This window comes from Vibrio aestuarianus (genome assembly GCF_012395185.1).
GTDB classification, from domain to species: domain Bacteria; phylum Pseudomonadota; class Gammaproteobacteria; order Enterobacterales; family Vibrionaceae; genus Vibrio; species Vibrio aestuarianus.
On the sequence record NZ_JAAZTU010000020.1, the window covers coordinates 19,235 to 39,477 of the forward strand.

The 20,243-nt window shown below is 43.7% G+C and carries 19 protein-coding genes; 5 read left to right on the forward strand and 14 right to left on the reverse strand.

Translation table 11 applies throughout. The features are described from left to right. Positions 1-66: 66 nt before the first annotated feature. From HGG78_RS10940 to HGG78_RS11000, 13 genes are all read right to left on the reverse strand, one after another. Positions 67-948, reverse strand: coding sequence for a ParB/RepB/Spo0J family partition protein (locus tag HGG78_RS10940; protein ID WP_171979812.1), 882 nt, complete (start codon positions 946-948; stop codon positions 67-69). Positions 949-972: 24 nt separating this feature from the next. Continuing rightward, positions 973-1,746 carry a ParA family protein gene (locus HGG78_RS10945; RefSeq protein WP_053308864.1) on the reverse strand — a complete coding sequence of 258 codons (774 nt, stop codon included), beginning with the start codon at positions 1,744-1,746 and terminating at the stop codon, positions 973-975. Between the two features lie 15 nt (positions 1,747-1,761). After that, positions 1,762-2,394 carry a 16S rRNA (guanine(527)-N(7))-methyltransferase RsmG gene (gene rsmG / locus HGG78_RS10950; RefSeq protein ID WP_171979813.1) on the reverse strand — a complete coding sequence of 211 codons (633 nt, stop codon included), beginning with the start codon at positions 2,392-2,394 and terminating at the stop codon, positions 1,762-1,764. Beyond that, the gene (mnmG, locus tag HGG78_RS10955; RefSeq protein WP_171979814.1) at positions 2,391-4,289 is read right to left on the reverse strand and encodes a tRNA uridine-5-carboxymethylaminomethyl(34) synthesis enzyme MnmG; all 1,899 of its coding nucleotides are present in this window, start codon (positions 4,287-4,289) and stop codon (positions 2,391-2,393) included. The genes rsmG and mnmG overlap by 4 nt, the downstream gene beginning before the upstream one ends. A gap of 481 nt (positions 4,290-4,770) precedes the next feature. Continuing rightward, complete coding sequence (mioC, locus tag HGG78_RS10960) at positions 4,771-5,205, reverse strand: FMN-binding protein MioC (RefSeq protein WP_171979815.1); 435 nt, start codon at positions 5,203-5,205, stop codon at positions 4,771-4,773. A 43-nt stretch (positions 5,206-5,248) separates the two neighbouring features. After that, entirely contained in the window at positions 5,249-6,610 is a 1,362-nt protein-coding gene (mnmE, locus tag HGG78_RS10965) for a tRNA uridine-5-carboxymethylaminomethyl(34) synthesis GTPase MnmE (protein WP_053308868.1), read from the reverse strand. 113 nt (positions 6,611-6,723) lie between these two features. Then, the gene (yidC, locus tag HGG78_RS10970; RefSeq protein WP_168523849.1) at positions 6,724-8,343 is read right to left on the reverse strand and encodes a membrane protein insertase YidC; all 1,620 of its coding nucleotides are present in this window, start codon (positions 8,341-8,343) and stop codon (positions 6,724-6,726) included. A gap of 2 nt (positions 8,344-8,345) precedes the next feature. Beyond that, on the reverse strand, positions 8,346-8,606 hold the full coding sequence (yidD, locus tag HGG78_RS10975; RefSeq protein ID WP_080996272.1) for a membrane protein insertion efficiency factor YidD: 261 nt from the start codon (positions 8,604-8,606) through the stop codon (positions 8,346-8,348). Further along, on the reverse strand, positions 8,573-8,929 hold the full coding sequence (gene rnpA, locus HGG78_RS10980; protein WP_080996273.1) for a ribonuclease P protein component: 357 nt from the start codon (positions 8,927-8,929) through the stop codon (positions 8,573-8,575). The genes yidD and rnpA overlap by 34 nt, the downstream gene beginning before the upstream one ends. A 12-nt stretch (positions 8,930-8,941) precedes the next feature. Then, positions 8,942-9,079, reverse strand: coding sequence for a 50S ribosomal protein L34 (gene rpmH, locus HGG78_RS10985; RefSeq protein ID WP_010319951.1), 138 nt, complete (start codon positions 9,077-9,079; stop codon positions 8,942-8,944). Positions 9,080-9,285: 206 nt separating this feature from the next. Beyond that, positions 9,286-10,023, reverse strand: a complete 738-nt coding sequence (locus HGG78_RS10990; protein ID WP_172532902.1) for an amino acid ABC transporter ATP-binding protein — start codon at positions 10,021-10,023, stop codon at positions 9,286-9,288. Then, a complete protein-coding gene (locus HGG78_RS10995; protein ID WP_053308872.1) occupies positions 10,020-10,691 on the reverse strand; it encodes an amino acid ABC transporter permease in 672 nt (223 codons plus the stop codon). The genes HGG78_RS10990 and HGG78_RS10995 overlap by 4 nt, the downstream gene beginning before the upstream one ends. Before the next feature lie 70 nt (positions 10,692-10,761). Beyond that, entirely contained in the window at positions 10,762-11,511 is a 750-nt protein-coding gene (locus HGG78_RS11000) for an amino acid ABC transporter substrate-binding protein (protein ID WP_168523843.1), read from the reverse strand. Positions 11,512-11,819: 308 nt separating this feature from the next. On the opposite strand from HGG78_RS11000, the gene dnaA reads away from it, so the two are divergent. The 5 genes from dnaA (at position 11,820) to HGG78_RS11025 (ending at position 18,816) form a co-directional block, all read left to right on the forward strand. Then, entirely contained in the window at positions 11,820-13,223 is a 1,404-nt protein-coding gene (gene dnaA, locus HGG78_RS11005) for a chromosomal replication initiator protein DnaA (RefSeq protein WP_053308874.1), read from the forward strand. Between the two features lie 73 nt (positions 13,224-13,296). Continuing rightward, positions 13,297-14,397, forward strand: a complete 1,101-nt coding sequence (dnaN, locus tag HGG78_RS11010; RefSeq protein ID WP_053308875.1) for a DNA polymerase III subunit beta — start codon at positions 13,297-13,299, stop codon at positions 14,395-14,397. Positions 14,398-14,406: 9 nt separating this feature from the next. Next, positions 14,407-15,486: a DNA replication/repair protein RecF gene (gene recF, locus HGG78_RS11015; protein ID WP_168523837.1), complete on the forward strand. Its 1,080-nt coding sequence runs from the start codon at positions 14,407-14,409 to the stop codon at positions 15,484-15,486. A gap of 18 nt (positions 15,487-15,504) precedes the next feature. Continuing rightward, entirely contained in the window at positions 15,505-17,925 is a 2,421-nt protein-coding gene (gyrB, locus tag HGG78_RS11020; RefSeq protein ID WP_168780408.1) for a DNA topoisomerase (ATP-hydrolyzing) subunit B, read from the forward strand. 453 nt (positions 17,926-18,378) lie between these two features. Further along, positions 18,379-18,816, forward strand: coding sequence for an Hsp20 family protein (locus HGG78_RS11025; protein WP_053308878.1), 438 nt, complete (start codon positions 18,379-18,381; stop codon positions 18,814-18,816). An 82-nt stretch (positions 18,817-18,898) separates the two neighbouring features. Here the strand turns inward: HGG78_RS11025 and HGG78_RS11030 are convergent, their stop codons facing one another. After that, a complete protein-coding gene (locus HGG78_RS11030) occupies positions 18,899-20,149 on the reverse strand; it encodes a valine--pyruvate transaminase (RefSeq protein ID WP_172532903.1) in 1,251 nt (416 codons plus the stop codon). Positions 20,150-20,243: the final 94 nt, after the last annotated feature.

The following is a 20,243-nucleotide window of genomic DNA, read 5'->3' on the forward strand; positions in this document are numbered from 1 at the left end:
TACAAACCGACAACTTTCAAATAAAAAATGTTTTTTATCATAATTGATTTAAATCAATTATCTCATTTAGCTTTCAAGCTTGGCAATTAGTTGCTCTAATTTGTGAGGCTCATCAAGACTAATCGTCACTTTAGCTTTACCGCCCTTAGAGCGAACAATTGAAACTTTAGCCCCCAACATTTCACTTAATTTTTGTGACATTTGTTGTGCATCTGCGTCTTCCGCGGGCAATTCTTGATCAGATGTCTGTGTTAAGCACTTTTTCACTAATTGTTCTGTTTGTCTAACCGTCAATTGCTTTTCGGCGACGCGCTCAGCAACTTCCGTTTGTTGTTCACCTTCAAGCATAAGAAGAGCACGGGCATGGCCCATTTCTAATTGCTTCGACTCAACTAAACGTTTTACACCATCATCAAGCTGGTTCAGCCTTAGTAGGTTACTTACGGTTGCTCGTGATTTACCTATCACATCGGCAACTTGTTGATGGGTCAGTTTAAACTCTTCTTGTAAGCGCTCAAGTGCTTGCGCTTCTTCAATAACATTCAGATCTTCACGCTGAATGTTTTCGATCAGTGCCATCGCAATAGCAGCGCGATCATCAACATTTTTTATCAAGCAAGGAACTTGCTTTAAACCCGCTTGTTTTGCAGCGCGCCAGCGGCGTTCACCGGCAATAATTTCATAACCACCTGCAGCTAAATTTCTCACAACAATCGGCTGAATGATGCCTTGTGATTGAATGGATGCAGCCAGTTCTTCTAAAGCATCCGGAGACATATCTTTGCGCGGTTGATACATGCCAGGTTTTAAACTTGAGATGGCAATATCCATTAATTCACCATCAGAAGATAGCGCTTGACTGTATGAAGCCGCTTGCTGTTTTTCACGGGCAAGAGAACTGGTCGCCAACAGAGCGTCCAATCCTTTTCCTAAACCACGTTTAGACATGTGGACGAATTCCTTTAAGTGAGATTATGCAGGTATTTCTTCTCGACGAAGCATTTCACCAGCTAGTGCCAAATAGGCTTTAGCTCCAGCTGAATACTTGTCGTAATACATTGCTGGTTTACCATGACTCGGCGCTTCAGCAAGACGAACATTACGAGGAATAACTGTGCGGTAGACTTTATTACCAAAGTGCTTTTTCAGTTGATCGGAGACTTCATTAGCTAGGCGATTACGTGGATCGTACATAGTACGAAGTAATCCTTCAATTTTGAGGTTGTCATTAACCACCGCAGCCAGTTTACTAATGGTATCCATTAACGCAGTTAAACCTTCTAATGCAAAATACTCACATTGCATAGGCACTAAAACAGAATCCGCTGCGGCCATGGCATTGATTGTAAGAAGGTTTAAGGAAGGAGGACAATCGATAAAGATGAAATCATAGTTATCACGAACTGGTGCTAACGCATTTTTCAAGCGAACTTCACGCGCAAACACTTCCATTAGCTTAATTTCAGCAGCAGTCACATCGCCATTGGCTGCGATCAAATCATAATGACCTGTTGTCTTGCGACAGACGACATCATCAAAGGGCGTATCTTCAACCAGTAACTCGTAGGCTGTCGCATCAACTTGATACTTATCAACCCCACTTGCCATTGTTGCATTGCCTTGTGGGTCGAGATCAATCACCAATACTTTACGTTTAGTCGCCGCCATAGACGCCGCTAAATTGATACACGTTGTTGTTTTTCCAACGCCACCTTTCTGGTTGGCGATAGCTACGATTTTGCCCACAAATATGCCTCGCTGTTATCCCTTGCGAGATAAGATTACAAGATGACGGTCACCTTCCAACTCTGGAACTTTCAAAGCTTTGACATCGGTCACAGAACACCACTCTGGTAGTGTGGCTATTTCTTCTTCTGGCAGTTGTCCTTTCAGGGCTAAAAATAGGCCCGTTTGTTCTTTTGGCAAATGATGACACCATTCGACCATGTCCAGCATTGAAGCAAATGCACGGCTAAGTACGCCATCAAATTTTACTTCAGGCTGGAACTCTTCTACTCGACTTTGGATTGTTGTCACATTTTTAATACCAAGCTCATGAAGAACTTGTTTAATAAAACGAATGCGTTTGCCCAAACTATCGAGTAAGAAAAATGTTTTATCTGGGTTCATGATTGCAAGAGGGATGCCCGGTAAACCAGGACCAGTGCCAACATCAATAAAACGCTCACCCTGTAAGTGAGGACTTACCACTATACTATCTAGGATATGTTTCACAAGCATATCCATCGGGTTACGCACAGAAGTGAGATTGTAAGCCTTGTTCCACTTATCCAACATTTCAACATAACCAACGAGTTGGTTGCGTTGTTGTTCGTTGACTTCAAGATTGGTTTGGCTAACGAGTTGATCCAGACGCGTTCTTAATTCACTCATGCCGCATCATCTCCTTTTTTAAGAACACCTTGCTTCTTCAAATAAACCAATAGGATAGAAATAGCAGCAGGCGTAATACCCGAAATTCGAGAAGCGATACCAACGGTTTCAGGCTGTGCGGTATTCAGTTTAAGAATGACTTCATTCGACAGCCCTTTGACTTGCTTGTAATCCAAATCTAGCGGCAATTTGGTGTGCTCATGACGCAAAGATTTATTGATCTCATCTTGCTGCCGTTGGATATAGCCTTCGTATTTGACCTGAATTTCAACTTGCTCTGCCGCTTGAAGATCCTCAAGAGCTGGCGCAAAAGCTTCAAGAGAAGTCAGTTGTTGGTATGTGATCTCAGGGCGGCGCAATAGATCCTCACCACTCGCTTCACGCGACATTGGCGTTTTCAAAAGTGCATTCAGTTCGTTGATACCGACTGAGTTGGGATTCATCCACGTTTCTTTCAAGCGTTGGCGCTCTAGTTCCATATTTTCGATTTTTTGGTTAAAACGAGCCCAACGAGCATCATCAACCAAACCAAACTCTCGAGCTTGTTCTGTTAAACGTAAATCGGCGTTGTCTTCACGTAATAGCAAGCGATATTCCGCACGTGAAGTAAACATACGGTAAGGTTCTTTGGTACCCATCGTTGAAAGATCATCAATCAACACACCCATGTAGGCTTGATCACGGCGTGGGCTCCAACCTTCTTTGTCTTGGCTATATAAACTTGCGTTTAATCCGGCCATCAAGCCTTGTGCTGCAGCTTCTTCATAGCCGGTAGTGCCATTAATTTGACCAGCAAAAAACAACCCATTCATAAATTTAGTTTCATAGGTTTGTTTGAGATCGCGTGGGTCAAAGAAATCGTACTCAATTGCGTAGCCTGGACGAACAATGTGCGCGTTTTCAAAGCCTTTCATTGAACGAACAATCTGTATTTGTACATCAAACGGTAAGCTGGTGGAGATGCCGTTTGGGTATAATTCGGTTGTAGTTAAACCTTCCGGTTCGATAAAGATCTGATGACTATTTTTGTCAGCAAAACGCATCACTTTATCTTCAATCGATGGGCAATAACGAGGGCCTATACCTTCAATAACCCCAGCATACATTGGGCTGCGATCTAAATTGGCACGGATCACATCATGTGTTTTTTCATTGGTGTGTGTGATGTAACACGGGATCTGACGCGGGTGGTGACTACGCTGGCCCATAAATGAAAACACTGGTGTTGGATTGTCGCCGTGTTGAGCTTCTAAAACAGAAAAGTCAACGCTGCGTGCATCAATACGTGGTGGAGTCCCCGTTTTTAAACGATCAACTCTGAAAGGTAATTCTCGTAGACGATCAGCCAGCGCGATCGATGGAGGATCGCCTGCGCGGCCTCCTGAGAAGTTTTCCAACCCAATGTGGATCTTTCCTCCAAGAAAAGTCCCAACGGTCAATACAACGGCTTTAGCGTGGAATTTGAGGCCCATTTGAGTAACGACACCCACTACATGATCATTCTCAACGATAAGATCATCTACGGCTTGCTGAAACAAGGTTAAGTTGGGAGTGTTTTCAAGAACATCACGAACATACGCTTTGTACAGAGCGCGATCAGCTTGTGCGCGGGTAGCTCTAACCGCTGGGCCTTTTGATGCGTTTAGTGTTCTAAATTGAATACCTGCATGATCAATCGCTTGAGCCATAAGGCCACCCATGGCATCGACTTCTTTGACTAGATGCCCTTTACCTATACCACCAATAGCTGGGTTACAAGACATTTGACCTAGCGTATCTATGTTGTGAGTAAGCAATAACGTACTTTGACCAGTACGAGCTGCTGCGAGAGCGGCTTCCGTTCCTGCGTGGCCACCACCGACCACAATGACGTCAAATTTTTCGTGATAAAGCATGCACCGACCTCAGGTATTCAATGAAGGTATGGACTGACAAAGGAGGCGTATTCTACCTTCTTTCCTTTGGCTAGAAAATCGCTTTCTGACTTTTTAATTAGAGGCTTGGTAAGTTAATAATATATAAGATCTATATAGAGATCTTTTATTAGATCTATTATTAGGATCATGCTTTTCTGTGGATAACTAATAAATGATCAACAAGATCATGGATCTTAATAGGATCGTAAACTGTGATCTTAACATGATCTAACTCGGTATTACCTGGGATCAAAATAGGTACTTATGCACACCCTCTGTGTAATGCATAAGTTGTTATTGGGATAACTATAGGTTGATCACCGGATAAGAGTATAGTTATACACATTGGTTTGCTTGATTTATGTACTAAATGATTTTAGGTGTTTTACTTAAAGTTATTCACATCTGTATAGATATAAAAAAAGCGGCTAGTCAGCCGCTTTCTCAACAGAGATTAAGATTAGAATCGTTCGATATACTGCTTCAACCACGCTTCAGCCGCGTCTTCTGGAACTGGATATTCTAACGTATCAATAGTGAGGCAATCAGTGAGCGGAGTGGCTCCGATATCTTCCAGCAGTTCAAATGCATGCTTACCAGCGGCGCAGAACGTGTCGTAGCTTGAATCGCCAATGGCCACTACCGCGTATTTCAATGCGCTGGTATTAGGTGGTGTTGTTTGAAGAGCAGCAATAAAAGGTTGGATATTATCGGGATAGTCTCCCGCACCGTGAGTAGATGTGACGATCAACCATATGTCTTGAGCAGGGATAGCATCCAGCTTGGGTTGGTTGTGGATAGTTGTGGTATAACCTTGCTCTTGTAGCAGATCGTTAAGATGATCTCCCACGTATTCGGCACCACCTAATGTACTGCCTGTAATTATATGGATCATAAGATTGCCTTCTATCGAATAGGGAATGAAGCTCTATTTGTGATTATTTACCGATACAGAACGAAGAAAAAATGCGGCCAAGTAAGTCATCTGAACTAAATTCACCGGTAATTTCATTTAAATGCTGTTGTGATAAACGCAACTCTTCCGCTAGGATTTCACCGGCCATATAACCTTCAAGTTGTTGCTGACCAATACTGAGGTGTTCCGCGGCACGTTCTAAGGCATCGAGATGTCGACGACGAGCCATAAAACCGCCTTCATTGCCACCTGCAAAGCCCATGCACTCTTTTAAGTGGGTACGCAGTGCATCAACACCTCCACCTGTCTTCGCTGACAAGCGGATAAGCGTTGGTGAGTTCACGTGACAAATACCTAATTCTTCTTTGGTTTGATCGACTTTATTGCGGATCACTGTCATGCCGATGTTGTCTGGTAGGCGATCAACAAAATCAGGCCAAATCTCTTTCGGATCGGTTGCATCTGTGGTTGTACCATCGACCATAAATAGCACGCGATCAGCTTGAGTTATTTCATCCCAAGCGCGTTCAATGCCGATTTTTTCGACTTCGTCTGAGGCTTCGCGTAGGCCTGCGGTATCGATAATGTGCAGTGGCATACCATCGATATGGATATGCTCTCTCAGTACGTCACGTGTCGTTCCTGCGATGTCGGTGACGATTGCCGAGTCTTTGCCTGACAAGGCATTAAGTAAACTTGATTTACCCGCATTAGGACGACCTGCAATAACCACTTTCATACCTTCACGCATAATCGCGCCTTGGTTGGCTTCTTTACGCACAGCCGCTAGGTTATCGATGATGGTTTGTAGATCACCAGCGACTTTGCCATCAGCAAGAAAATCGATCTCTTCTTCTGGAAAATCAATCGCTGCTTCAACATAAATGCGAAGGTGAATGAGAGATTCAACCAAAGTATGAATGCGTTTTGAGAATTGGCCCTGTAGCGATTGGAGAGCTGACTTTGCCGCTTCTTCTGAGCTGGCATCGATCAAGTCTGCAATTGCTTCTGCCTGAGTAAGGTCCATTTTATCGTTTAAAAAGGCACGCTCAGAGAATTCACCAGGGCGAGCTGCACGCACGCCACTAATAGCCAAAATGCGTTTGATTAGCATATCCATCACCACAGGACCACCGTGTCCTTGTAGCTCTAGGACATCTTCGCCGGTGAAAGAGTGAGGGTTAGGAAAATAGAGCGCGATGCCTTGGTCAAGCTCGCTGCCATCTTGATGTTTAAACGGCAAATATTCAGCGTAGCGAGGCTTTAGCGTTTTACCAGTGACTTCGAGTGCCACTTGGGCCGCTTGAGGGCCGGATACGCGAATAATGCCCACGCCACCTCTGCCAGGGGCTGTTGCTTGGGCGACAATGGTATCTGTAGACATAACTGTACCTAAAATAGGATTGGATTAGCGCAATTGTAATCAGCCAAAAACAAAAAGGCGACCTTTTGGCCGCCTTTGTTCAATTTGTTCGGTCTTACTTCATCAGCGAGTGACTACTTAGAATGTAAGCCTTTTTTCTCCAACGCTCTGTAAATCACAGTTTGTTGAATCAAAGTTACGATGTTCGATACCAACCAGTAGATAACAAGGCCTGATGGGAAGAACAAGAAGAAGAACGTAAACATAACCGGCATAAAGGTCATGATCTTCTGCTGCATCGGATCTGTTACCGTTGTTGGGCTCATCTTCTGGATCATAAACATACTTACACCCATCAATAATGGCAAGATGTAGTATGGGTCTTGTGCTGAAAGGTCATGAATCCAACCAAAGAATGGTGAATGACGCAGTTCAACAGATTCCATTAATGACCAGTAAAGCGCAATGAAGATTGGCATCTGTAGGAAGATAGGTAAACAACCACCGAGTGGATTTACTTTCTCTTTTTTGTACAGTTCCATCATCTCTTGGCTCATGCGTTGGCGGTCATCGCCGATACGCTCGCGCATTGCTTGCAGTTTAGGTTGCAGCATGCGCATTTTAGCCATTGAAGTGTATTGCGCTTTGGTTAGTGGGTACATGGCACCACGAACGATGAAGGTTAAGCAGATGATTGCCACACCCCAGTTGCCCACAAAGCTTTGAATAAATGAAAGTAGCATGTGTAGTGGTTTAGCAATAAACCATAGCCAACCGTAGTCAACCACTAGGTCAAGGTTAGGTGCAACCTCAGCCATTTCATCTTGCAGTTTTGGACCAACCCACAGGGTTGCTAAAAACGTCGCTTTGTCACCATCTGCGATGGTTTTGTTTGGCATACGTACGCCGATATCACCTAAATTGCCAATCACACGAGTGTACAGATTTGAACCAGCCTCGTTACGTGGGATCCACGCCGTTGCAAAGTAGTGTTGGATCATCGCCGCCCAACCTTGTCCATTGGCTAATGGAAGAGATAGGTTGCGATCTTGCATATCGTCGAAGCTGTATTTTTTGTAGCGTGTTTCTTCTGTTGAATAAGCACCACCACGGTAAGTTGGCATTGCTAGGCTGCCACCAGCGTCTAATAGATTTTGACGTAAGTGAGCATACATACCTAGTGTCGCATTGTTACCTGACTTGTTGAGTACATCAAATTCAACATCTAACGCGTAGCTACCACGTTTAAGGATGAATGTTTTGGTGTATTCAAGGCCATTAGCTTGATACGTCATTGGAATACGCAGTTCGTCTTGACCGTCAGCTAGGGCAAAGCTGTCAGCGCTAACTGCATAGTTTGGACGATTATTGCTGCTTAAATCGATACCTTGAGGGCCCACTAAACCACTTTGTGCGATAAATTGGTGACCAGGAATATTTTTAAGTAGAACAAACGAGTCTTCTGAATCAAGTTCAGCGTCGTACTGATTTAGTTCAGCTGAAACTACATCACCACCAACTGTGTCAATTGACAGAGTCAGTACATCAGTCGTGACGGTGATAGTTTTTGCCGACACATTCTGTGTAGGTGTTGGGTCTAACTCATCAGCAATAGATGGTGCAGGTAAAGTACTGCTATTTTGTGCCTGCTCAACCGCTTGAGGTGCTGGGTTCTTAGCTACTTGCCATTGCTGGAAAAGTAAAAAAGAAACCAATGCCAAGGCGATTAACAGGATATTACGTTGAGAATCCATCGTTATTTATCTCTGTCTTGTGTTTGGACTGGTGGTGGAACGGGGTCAAAACCCCCTTCATTCAAAGGGTGGCATTTTAATAGACGTTTGCCTGATAACCAACACCCTTTTACAAAACCGTGACCTTTCAACGCTTCTATCGCATATGTAGAGCAGGTTGGAGTAAAACGACAGCGTGGACCAAGGAGAGGACTAATGATTCCTTGATAAAGACGGACGAATCCGATAGCTAACCACGTGAAGGGCGAGACAGGCGATGCCATAATTTATCTAATAGTTTGAACATTTCTTCATTGCTTAAATCTTGCGCGCTCTTTTTAGCAATGACAACAAAATCTTTATTTGGAAGTTGATGTTGTTTGTTGCGAAAACTTTCGCGAGCGAGACGCTTGAAGCGGTTACGACCAACAGCGGTTTTGATCTGTTTTTTCGGAACGGCTAGTCCCAATCTTGGATGAGAGAGAGAATTTTCGCGAGCAATAATTGTGAAATGGGGGGAGCCTGCGCTATGCGCTTGCTGAAAGACTTTTTTATAATGCTCGGGAGTTAACAAACGTAACTCCCGATTGAACGCGTACGTATTCAAAATAATCGCGAATTATTTTGACAGGCGCGCACGGCCTTTAGCACGACGTGCATTAATAACCTTACGGCCGTTCTTAGTTGCCATGCGTGCACGGAAGCCGTGAGTACGCTTGCGCTTTAGAACGGTAGGTTGAAAAGTGCGTTTAGACATGTGTAATTACCTTACTGATCAGTAGTTTTTAGGTTCAATGAAACCCGGCGTGGGCATATTTCTCTTCTTTATATAAAGAAAGGAATCCGACGCCTCTCAACAAAGAGGCGGAATTGTAATCACTGTCACAATAAGTGTCAACGATTGGGTTTACTAAAATTCCGGTCGGGCGATTATACGCAGTCTCCTTAAAAGCACAAGGATCCTTAGTCGATCCCGACCTGATTTAAAAATTTCTTGAGTTTAGGATCTTGTGGATTATCGAAGATATCCTGTGGAGAACCTTGTTCTACAATGTGGCCATTTGCCATGAAGATCACGCGATCCGCGACCTCTTTAGCAAATTGCATTTCATGAGTCACCACCAGCATTGTTTGATGCTGTGTTGCTAATTTCTTCATTAAAGCAAGTACTTCGCCGACCCATTCAGGATCAAGAGCAGACGTTGGCTCATCAAATAATAGCAATTCTGGTTGCAGCGCCATTGCTCTGCCAATACCTACACGTTGCTGCTGTCCACCGGAAAGCGCGGCGGGATAACTATCGCCTTTATCACTCAGGCCAATGTCATCCAAAATTTGTTGTGCACGAGCTAAAGCTTGGTCCTTTTTCCAACCTCGCACGGTTATTAGCCCTTCAGCAATATTTTGTCTGGCGGTCATATGAGCAAATAGGGCGTAGTTTTGGAAGACGAACCCAGTTTTGCGGCGCAGAGCGAGCACTTCGGCTTTGGTCGGTTTTTGGCTGTCGACGGTCACATCATCAATGGTTATTTTGCCTTGATCTGCTTGCTCTAAAAAATTTACGCAGCGTAATAAGGTTGATTTCCCAGTTCCACTCGAACCGATAATGACGATGATCTCGCCTTGCTCAATAGAGAGATCAATACCCTTTAATACCTCGGTTTCCCCAAAACGCTTATGAATATTTTCAAGTTTGATCATCGTACATACGCCTTATTGAGTTTCTCTTCAGCCCAAATCTGGATGCGGGTGAGTATCACCACCACAGCCCAATAAATTAATGCGACAGCTAAGAAAGCTTCAAAAAAGCGAAAACTTGAAGAAGCTTCCATTTGCGCTTTTGCCATTATTTCCGCCACACCTAAAGTAAAAGCAAGCGAGGTGGATTTGATCATGTCGATGAAATAGTTCATCAACGAAGGCAGAGCAACACGTGTCGCTTGCGGCAAAATAATACGACGCATGGCTTGGCTGGTGGTCATTCCCACCGATAAGCTCGCTTCCATTTGACTGCGGTCAATGCCGATAATTGCGGCGCGAATACTTTCGGCCATGTAAGCGGCAAAGTGTAAGGTTAAACCAATCACCGCAGCGCTAAAGGCGTTTAATCCGACCATGAAAGGAAAGACTTGCGGTAGACCGTAATACAGCAGGAATAGTTGAACCAGCAAAGGCGTACCACGGAAAAAACTGATATATAGCTGGCTTAATGGGTTTAAAATCGGAACTTTAAACACTCGAATATTGGCTAAAATGACCGATAAAATCAGCGCAAAGACTAGGCCCCAGCTTGCCATTTCCATTGTGGTGCCTAAATACTTGAGCAGTATCGGCATCAACTCCAGCATGTAGTTAAAATCAAATCCCATGCACTTACCTTTAGATAAAAAGAAAAGGTGGAATGAACCATTCCACCTCTATATATAACGATACCCTGACTTATTTATTGGTGATATCAGCACCGAACCATTTTTCAGAAATGTTACTTAGAGTGCCATCAGCACGCATTGATGCCAATGCTTTGTTCACTTCAGATTGCAACTTTTGACCTTTTTCGTTGTTGACGAATGGCCAAGCATTTTCAATGGTTTCAAAAGGTTTACCTGCTAGTTGTAGCGGTAAACCAGTTTTTTTAATCAGCTCAAGTGCTGACAAACGATCCATCACAAACGCATCAGAACGTCCAAGCGCAACATCATGCTCAATACCTGTATCGTAGGTTTTGATATTGATTTTATTCTCTTTGTCATAGCTGCGAAGTAGTTGTTCAAAGTTCGAACCCAAATTCACCGCGACAGTTTTGCCTGCTAAATCTTCAATGCCCTGAATGCTGTCATTACCTTTACGCACTGTAATTTGAGCACCATCAATTACATAAGGGTCAGCAAATAGATATTTCGCTTTGCGAGCATCAGTGATGGTGATTTGGTTTGAAATGGTATCAATTCGTCCCGTTTCGAGTAAACCAAACAGCCCAGAAAAACTTGATGTAACATATTCGACTTGGTAGTCGTTACGTTTACCGATTTCATCCCACACATCCACTTCAAAGCCTTGTAGTTTGTCTTTTTCTACGAAAGTGAAAGGGAAATAACGACCTGACATACCGACTTTAATTTCAGTGGCGGCTTGTACGGTTGCTGTCGATAGCGCAATTGCGGCAATCGCGATTTTAATCCAGTTTTTCATCTTGTGACTCCTTATATTTATAGAGCAGGATGTTACTGGTAAATGACACAATAGAATAAATAACCAGTTGTTATTAGCCATAACCGAAGGTAATCGCAAAATGGGGATAACTCACACTGATCTTTGTATATGTGGATCATTATGTGGGTAAAATAGAGGTTAGTTGTGAAGATCTACAAAAATCAAGCCTAATTTGTGTGAATAACTTAGATCTTATTCACTGGATCCTCGATCAATTGCTGGCGATCTTGGTTATCAACAGGTAAAATCGCCAGTCTTTTCGATCATTTACTTAGAGTGAGAGCACCGTGTCATCTTCGCTATGGTTGCAATGTTTGCAACAGCTTCAAGAAGAATTACCCGCAGCAGAATTCAGTATGTGGGTACGTCCGTTACAAGCGGAACTTAATGACAATACTCTCACTTTGTTTGCCCCAAACCGTTTTGTGTTGGATTGGGTGCGTGATAAGTACATCAATAGCATTAACCGTTTATTGCAAGAGCATTGTGGCAACGATACTCCAAGCTTGCGTTTTGAAGTGGGCAGTCGTCGAGTCAGCGCGCCAAAAACAGCGCCTGTACGTACGCCTGCTGATGTCGCGGCCGAATCGTCAGCACCGGCGCAATTGCAAGCGCGTAAGCCAGTGCACCGTACTTGGGAAAACGATACTGTGGTGGCAGATATCAACCACCGTTCAAACGTTAACCCTAAGCACAAGTTCAATAACTTTGTTGAAGGTAAATCAAACCAATTGGGTTTGGCTGCTGCGCGTCAAGTGTCAGATAACCCTGGGGCTGCTTATAATCCACTGTTTTTGTACGGTGGCACAGGCCTTGGTAAAACGCACTTATTGCACGCAGTCGGCAATGCGATTGTCGATAACAATCCGAATGCGAAAGTGATCTACATGCACTCAGAGCGTTTTGTGCAAGATATGGTGAAAGCATTACAAAATAATGCAATTGAAGAATTCAAACGCTATTACCGTAGTGTCGATGCGTTATTGATCGATGACATTCAATTTTTTGCTAATAAAGAGCGTTCTCAAGAAGAGTTTTTCCATACCTTCAATGCGCTATTAGAAGGCAACCAACAAATCATTCTGACTTCCGATCGCTATCCAAAAGAGATCAACGGTGTGGAAGATCGCCTGAAATCGCGCTTTGGGTGGGGTCTAACGGTTGCCATTGAGCCACCAGAGCTTGAAACGCGAGTCGCGATTTTAATGAAGAAGGCTGAAGATCACCAAATTCATCTCGCCGATGAAGTGGCCTTCTTTATTGCAAAACGTCTGCGTTCTAATGTTCGTGAGCTGGAAGGAGCTTTGAACCGCGTTATCGCTAACGCTAACTTCACAGGTCGTCCTATTACGATTGATTTTGTTCGCGAAGCACTGCGTGATCTACTGGCGTTACAAGAAAAATTAGTCACCATAGACAATATTCAAAAGACTGTGGCGGAATATTACAAAATCAAAGTCGCGGATCTGCTTTCTAAACGCCGCTCTCGTTCCGTAGCACGTCCTCGTCAATTAGCGATGGCACTCGCAAAAGAACTCACCAACCACAGCTTACCTGAAATTGGTGATGCATTTGGTGGTCGAGACCATACCACAGTGCTGCATGCTTGCCGTAAAATACAGCAGTTGCGTGAAGAGAGTCATGACATTAAAGAAGATTACTCGAATTTGATTCGTACGCTTTCTTCTTGATGTACAAGCTGCAGATATCAGCTATTTTTACCCACGGTCTGGGTATCGCCCGATAACATCGTAAGAGCTAACTATGAAATTTACTATTGAACGTAGCCACTTCATTAAGCCACTTCAGCAAGTTTCTGGCACGTTAGGCGGACGTGCAACTTTGCCTATTCTTGGTAACTTACTGCTTAAAGTGGAAGAAAATGTGTTGTCGATGACAGCCACCGATCTTGAAGTTGAGCTGATTAGCCGAGTAACCCTAGAAGGGGATTGTGAAGCGGGTAATATTACGGTTCCTGCACGTAAGTTTTTGGATATTTGTCGAGGTTTACCGGATAGTGCGGTGATCACTGTGGTTTTAGAAGGTGATCGTATCCAAATGCGTTCTGGTCGTAGTCGCTTCTCTCTTGCCACTTTGCCAGCCAGTGATTTCCCAAACATTGAAGATTGGCAAAGTGAAGTCGAAGTTGAAGTGACACAAGCAGAGCTGCGTGGCTTGATTGAAAAAACTCAGTTTTCAATGGCCAACCAAGATGTGCGTTATTACTTGAACGGTATGCTATTTGAAATTGATGGTTCAATATTACGTTCAGTGGCAACAGATGGTCACCGTATGGCGGTTTCTCAAACCTCATTAGCTGCCGATTTCTCCAATAAGCAGATCATTGTGCCGCGTAAAGGGGTGCAAGAATTAGTGAAGCTGCTTGATGCACCAGAACAACCTGTCGTACTGCAAATTGGTAGTTCCAATCTACGAGCGGAAGTGAATAACTTTGTCTTTACTTCTAAGCTTGTCGATGGCCGATTCCCAGATTATCGCCGCGTAATGCCGCAACATACCAACAAAACGCTAGAAACAGGTTGCGATGAACTACGTCAGGCATTTTCGCGAGCGGCGATTTTGTCTAATGAAAAATTCCGTGGTGTTCGCGTGAATTTAGCTAATAACGAAATGCGTATCACCGCCAACAACCCAGAGCAAGAAGAGGCCGAGGAAATGTTGGACGTCACCTTTGAAGGTGAGGCGATTGAAATTGGTTTTAACGTTAGCTATGTCTTGGATGTACTCAATACATTACGTTGTGAGCAGGTACGTGTTTCTATGTCGGATGCCAATGCCAGTGCATTAATTGAAAATCGCGATGACGACAGTGCTATGTATGTCGTGATGCCGATCCGACTTTAAGTTTGCTTAATGCCACTTACTCGTCTCATCGTTCAACAATTTCGTAATATTAAAGCCTGTGATATTCCATTATCAGCAGGCTTTAACTTTCTTGTTGGTCCAAATGGCAGCGGCAAAACCAGTGTATTGGAAGCGATCTATTTACTCGGTCATGGTCGTTCATTTAAGAGCGCATTAACGGGGCGAGTGATTCAAAACGAGTGTCAGGAACTGTTTGTTCATGGGCGTTTTTTGACCTCGGATCAATTTGAGCTACCAATTGGCATTAATAAGCAGCGTGATGGCTCGACAGAGGTTAAAATAGGCGGTCAATCTGGGCAAAAATTGGCACAGTTGGCGCAAGTTTTACCATTGCAGTTGATTCACCCTGAAGGGTTTGATCTGCTGACGGATGGACCAAAACAACGGCGTGCATTTATCGATTGGGGGGTGTTCCATACTGAACCTGCTTTCTATGATGCATGGGGGCGTTTTAAGCGCCTCAATAAGCAACGTAATGCGTTATTAAAAACCGCGACCAGTTATCGTGAACTCAGTTATTGGGATCAAGAAATGGCGCGTTTAGCGGAACAGATTGATGTTTGGCGTAGTGCATACGTTGCACAAATGAAACTCGTTGCTGAAGAATTATGCCAAGGTTTTTTACCCGAATTTGATATTCAATTGAAGTATTCAAGAGGCTGGGATAAGGACACGCCTTATCAACAAATCCTCGAAAAGAACTTCGAGCGTGACCAATCGCTTGGTTACACGTTTAGTGGTCCGAATAAAGCGGACTTAAGAATTAAAGTGAATGGAACGCCAGTAGAAGACGTTTTATCACGAGGTCAGTTGAAGTTAATGGTGTGTGCACTGCGTGTTGCACAAGGACAGCACCTTACCCAATTGACAGGTAAGCAATGCATCTACTTGATAGATGACTTTGCTTCTGAATTAGATAGCCAACGTCGTCAGCGCTTAGCAGACTGCTTAAAAGCGACGGGGGCTCAGGTTTTTGTAAGTTCTATTACTGAAAGCCAAGTTGCAGACATGATTGAGTCAAACAGCAAGATGTTTCATGTGGAACATGGCAAAATAGGACACGGATAAATAGTGAGAGAGTAACTGATGTCGAATAATTACGATTCATCGAGTATTAAGGTACTGAAGGGTCTGGATGCGGTACGTAAACGTCCAGGTATGTACATCGGCGACACTGATGATGGCACCGGTCTGCACCACATGGTTTTTGAGGTGGTGGATAACTCAATTGATGAAGCGTTGGCAGGCCATTGTTCAGACATCATAATCACCATCCATGAAGATAACTCGGTATCGGTCAGCGATGACGGCCGTGGTATTCCAACGGAAATGCACGAAGAAGAAGGTGTTTCTGCTGCTGAAGTTATCATGACGGTACTCCACGCGGGTGGTAAGTTTGATGATAACTCATACAAAGTTTCTGGTGGTCTGCATGGTGTAGGGGTTTCTGTGGTAAACGCCCTATCTGAAAAAGTGGAACTGACCATTAAGCGTAAAGGTGAAATATTCCAACAAATCTATCATCATGGTGTGCCTCAAGCACCATTGGCTGTGATCGGTAAAACCGAAGAAACTGGTACTCGCATCCGTTTCTGGCCAAGTGAAGAAACCTTCACCAACATTGAATTCCATTACGAAATTCTAGCTAAACGTCTACGTGAGCTTTCTTTCCTAAACTCTGGCGTATCGATTAAATTAACCGATGAGCGTGAAGAAGATAAATCTGATCACTTCATGTTTGAAGGTGGTATCCGTGCTTTCGTTGAGCATCTAAACCGCAATAAAACCCCAATTCACCAAAAGATTTTCTACTTTGACCATACTCGTGAAGAAGATGGCATTACCGTTGAAGTTGCGATGCAATGGAACGATGGGTTCCAGGAGGGGGTGTACTGTTTTACCAACAACATCCCACAACGAGATGGTGGTACTCACTTAGCCGGTTTCCGTGGTGCATTGACACGTACGCTCAATAACTTCATGGACAAAGAAGGTTACTCGAAAAAAGCGCAAGCGGCGACTTCGGGTGATGATGCTCGTGAAGGCTTAACGGCGGTTGTATCGGTAAAAGTGCCAGATCCAAAATTCTCCAGTCAAACCAAAGACAAACTGGTTTCATCCGAAGTGAAATCAGCGGTTGAATCAGCGATGAGTGAGAAGTTGTCGGAATTCTTAATTGAAAACCCAACTGAAGCAAAAATCGTGTGTGGCAAAATTATTGATGCGGCTCGTGCTCGTGAAGCGGCGCGTAAAGCTCGCGACATGACTCGTCGTAAAGGCGCGTTAGATTTAGCGGGCCTGCCGGGTAAACTGGCCGATTGCCAAGAAAAAGATCCTGCTCTTTCTGAACTGTACATAGTGGAAGGAGACTCTGCTGGCGGATCAGCCAAGCAGGGACGTAACCGTAAAAACCAAGCGATTTTGCCGTTGAAAGGTAAAATCCTCAACGTTGAGAAAGCACGTTTTGATAAAATGCTTTCTTCTCAAGAAGTTGCCACACTTATCACTGCCCTTGGTTGTGGTATTGGTCGTGACGAATACAACCCAGATAAACTGCGTTACCATAACATCATCATCATGACCGATGCGGACGTCGATGGTTCTCACATCCGTACGCTACTATTGACCTTCTTCTACCGTCAAATGCCAGAGTTGATTGAACGTGGTTACATCTATATTGCTCAGCCACCACTTTACAAAGTGAAGAAAGGTAAGCAAGAGCAATACATTAAAGATGAAGAAGCGATGGAGCTGTATCAAGCAGGTCTTGCTTTGGATAATGCAGAGCTTTATGTCAACGCCAATGCTCCTGCTTTAGCGGGTGGTCCACTTGAAAAGCTGGTGCTTCAATACAATCAATGTATGAAACTGGTTAAGCGCATGAGCCGTCGTTACCCATATGCGATGATCAACGAGTTAACTTACATCCCTCGTTTAACCGCAGAGATGTCTAAAGATGCCAACCAAGTGCAGGCTTGGGGTGAAAAACTGGTAGAGCAACTCAACGCCAAAGAAGTCGGTGCAAGCCAATACTCACTTGAAGTGGAAAAACACGAAGAGTTGGGTGTGAGCATTGTTAAGCTGGTGGTTCGTACTCACGGTGTGATGCACGAATATGTGGTTTCTTTGGATCTATTAAACTCGAAAGAATACGGCCGTTTAGCGGATCTATCAGAAGCATTAGATGGTTTGATTGAAGAAGGCGCTTATGTAAAACGTGGCGAGCGTACTCAAGAAGTTTCTAGCTTCACAGAAGCATTAGATTGGTTGATCAAAGAGTCGCGTCGTGGTCTTTCACTACAACGTTACAAAGGTTTGGGTGAAATGAACCCTGACCAACTTTGGGAAACCACTATGGACCCAGACTCTCGCCGTATGATGCAAGTCACCATTGAGGACGCTGTTGGCGCTGATGAACTGTTTACTACGCTAATGGGTGACCAAGTTGAGCCACGTCGTGCGTTCATTGAAGAGAATGCACTGAAAGTGGCTAACCTCGACGTATAGATGAACTGATTTTTGTGTTGAAGGTGTGCATTTATACCTATAAATTCTGCGCCTTCTCCTTGAATTAATCCTATCTAGCTTCGATAAAGAAAGCGAAGTTAATTGAGAATACCGTCTTTTAAGGCGGTATTTTTGTTTTTAACTTATTGAAAAATATGAGTTTGAAAAAATTTTTAAAATTTTCTCTTGAAACTATTTTATTCAATCCATATATCTAGTTGTGAAGAGGGTCGCTGTCTTGCTCAATAGAGAAGAAACAGACCTCTGGAATCGCTAGAACAACATCGCTCATAAGAGGATGTATCGTTTAGCACACTAATTTGAACCTAGATTCTAAACCATGTCTCTGCGCAATATCGCCAGTGGAATGGCTGAGAATCCCTTAGCTGCCGCAGAGCTTTGCTTTGTTGGAAACTCGCAGCTAGGACTATTGCTTATGATGAGGATAGTAATATGAGAACTGTAGATTTCACTCCTTTATACCGCAACGCAATTGGTTTTGACCGTCTATTAAATATGATGGAAGCCAACTCAGCGAAAAACACTTCAGCGGGTTACCCTCCGTACAATATCGAACAACAAGGTGAAAATAAGTATCGTATCACCATGGCGGTTGCTGGTTTTGCTGAAGAGCATATCGATATTACTCAGCAAGAAAATATGTTGATTGTTCGTGGTGAGCGTAAAGCTGAAGAGAATAAAAATTACGTCTATCAAGGTATTGCTGAACGCGATTTTGAGCGTAAATTCCAATTAGCGGATTACGTTAAAGTGATTGGTGCAACGATGGAAAATGGTTTACTGCACGTTGATTTGGAACGTGAAACACCTGAAGCAATGCAGCCACGTAAAATAGCGATTAATGGTAAAAGCTTACTTGAGAATAACTAAGTAACCCATTAAGCATAAAGTAGTGAAAGAGCGCCAATTGGCGCTCTTTTTAATGGTGGCTACATCTATTTCTGCTCAATCACTATGATTGCTGATAAGCCAGTGCAATCTCTTGTGCGATAATTTGAATGCCTTTTTGCATCGCGGCATCGTCTTGCACGTAGTTCATACGCAAGCATTGATGCGCGTGTTGCCAATCATCTTGTTGACCGATAAAGAAATACTCTCCCGGTACAATCAATACCCCGCGCGCTTTTAAACGTTGGTAAAGTTCCATCGTGGTAATGGGCAACTCATCAAACCAAAGCCATAAAAAGATAGCGCCTTCTGGTTTGTGAATGCGAAAACGTGGGTCGCTAATCGCTTGTTGCAGTAACTCTACGGCTCGTTGCGATTTCTGTTTGTAGAAGGGCTTAATAACCTCGCTGCTAAGCCTTAATAGATCACCATTTTCAATCATATGGTTGGCGATAGCAGGGCCGATACTGCCTGGCGCTAGGCTAATAATGCCATTCATATTGGTTAATGCTTGGGTGATAGTCTCACTGGCAATCACAATACCGCAGCGTACACCGGGTAACCCCAATTTCGATAAACTCATACACAGAATGGTGTTGTCATTCCAAAAGGGTTCAATCTCTTCAAAAATAATATTGGGAAAGGGAACACCGTAAGCGTTGTCGATGATCAGAGGGATATTGTTGGCGCGCGCAAGTTTATCCAGTTTATGGATCTCTTCTTCCGTTAACACATTACCGGTTGGGTTGGTCGGGCGAGAGGCGCAAATAGCCGCGACGGAATCATCGACTGTCAGCTTTTCAAAATCGACATGGTATTTAAAGAGACCATTATCGAGCATTTCAATTTCAGGGCGGTAAGAGACAAAAATATCTTCATCAATGCCAGCATCACCATAACCGATGTATTCCGGTGCTAGGGGGAGCAAAATTTTCTTGTGTGAGCCGTCAGGTTGTTGGCCTGCAAATAAGTTAAATAAGTAGAAAAAGCCACTTTGGCTACCATTAGTTAGGCTAATGTTTTTTTCGCTGATCTCCCAGCCATAAGTCTCTTTCAATAATTTGGCGAGTGATTTAACGAACAGGTCTTTACCTTGCGGGCCATCGTAGTTGGCTAATGCAGCAATCAGTTCTCCACTGCTGAGCATATCGGCACTGGCTTGGTGAAAGTAATCGAGCATGGCTGGAATGGCGGCTGGGTTACCACCACCGAGCATGATGGCTCCTGGGGTGCGTAGGCCATCATTAAGATCATCCATTAATTGGGTAATACCGGAATACTGATTAAATTTTTCACCAAATTTTGAAAACTGCATCGCTTATTGCCTAATTCATTATTGTATTTGCTTACGTAACGGAGCATGGAACGGTCCCATGCCAATCGGATAGTCTTTGAACATACCGCAATGT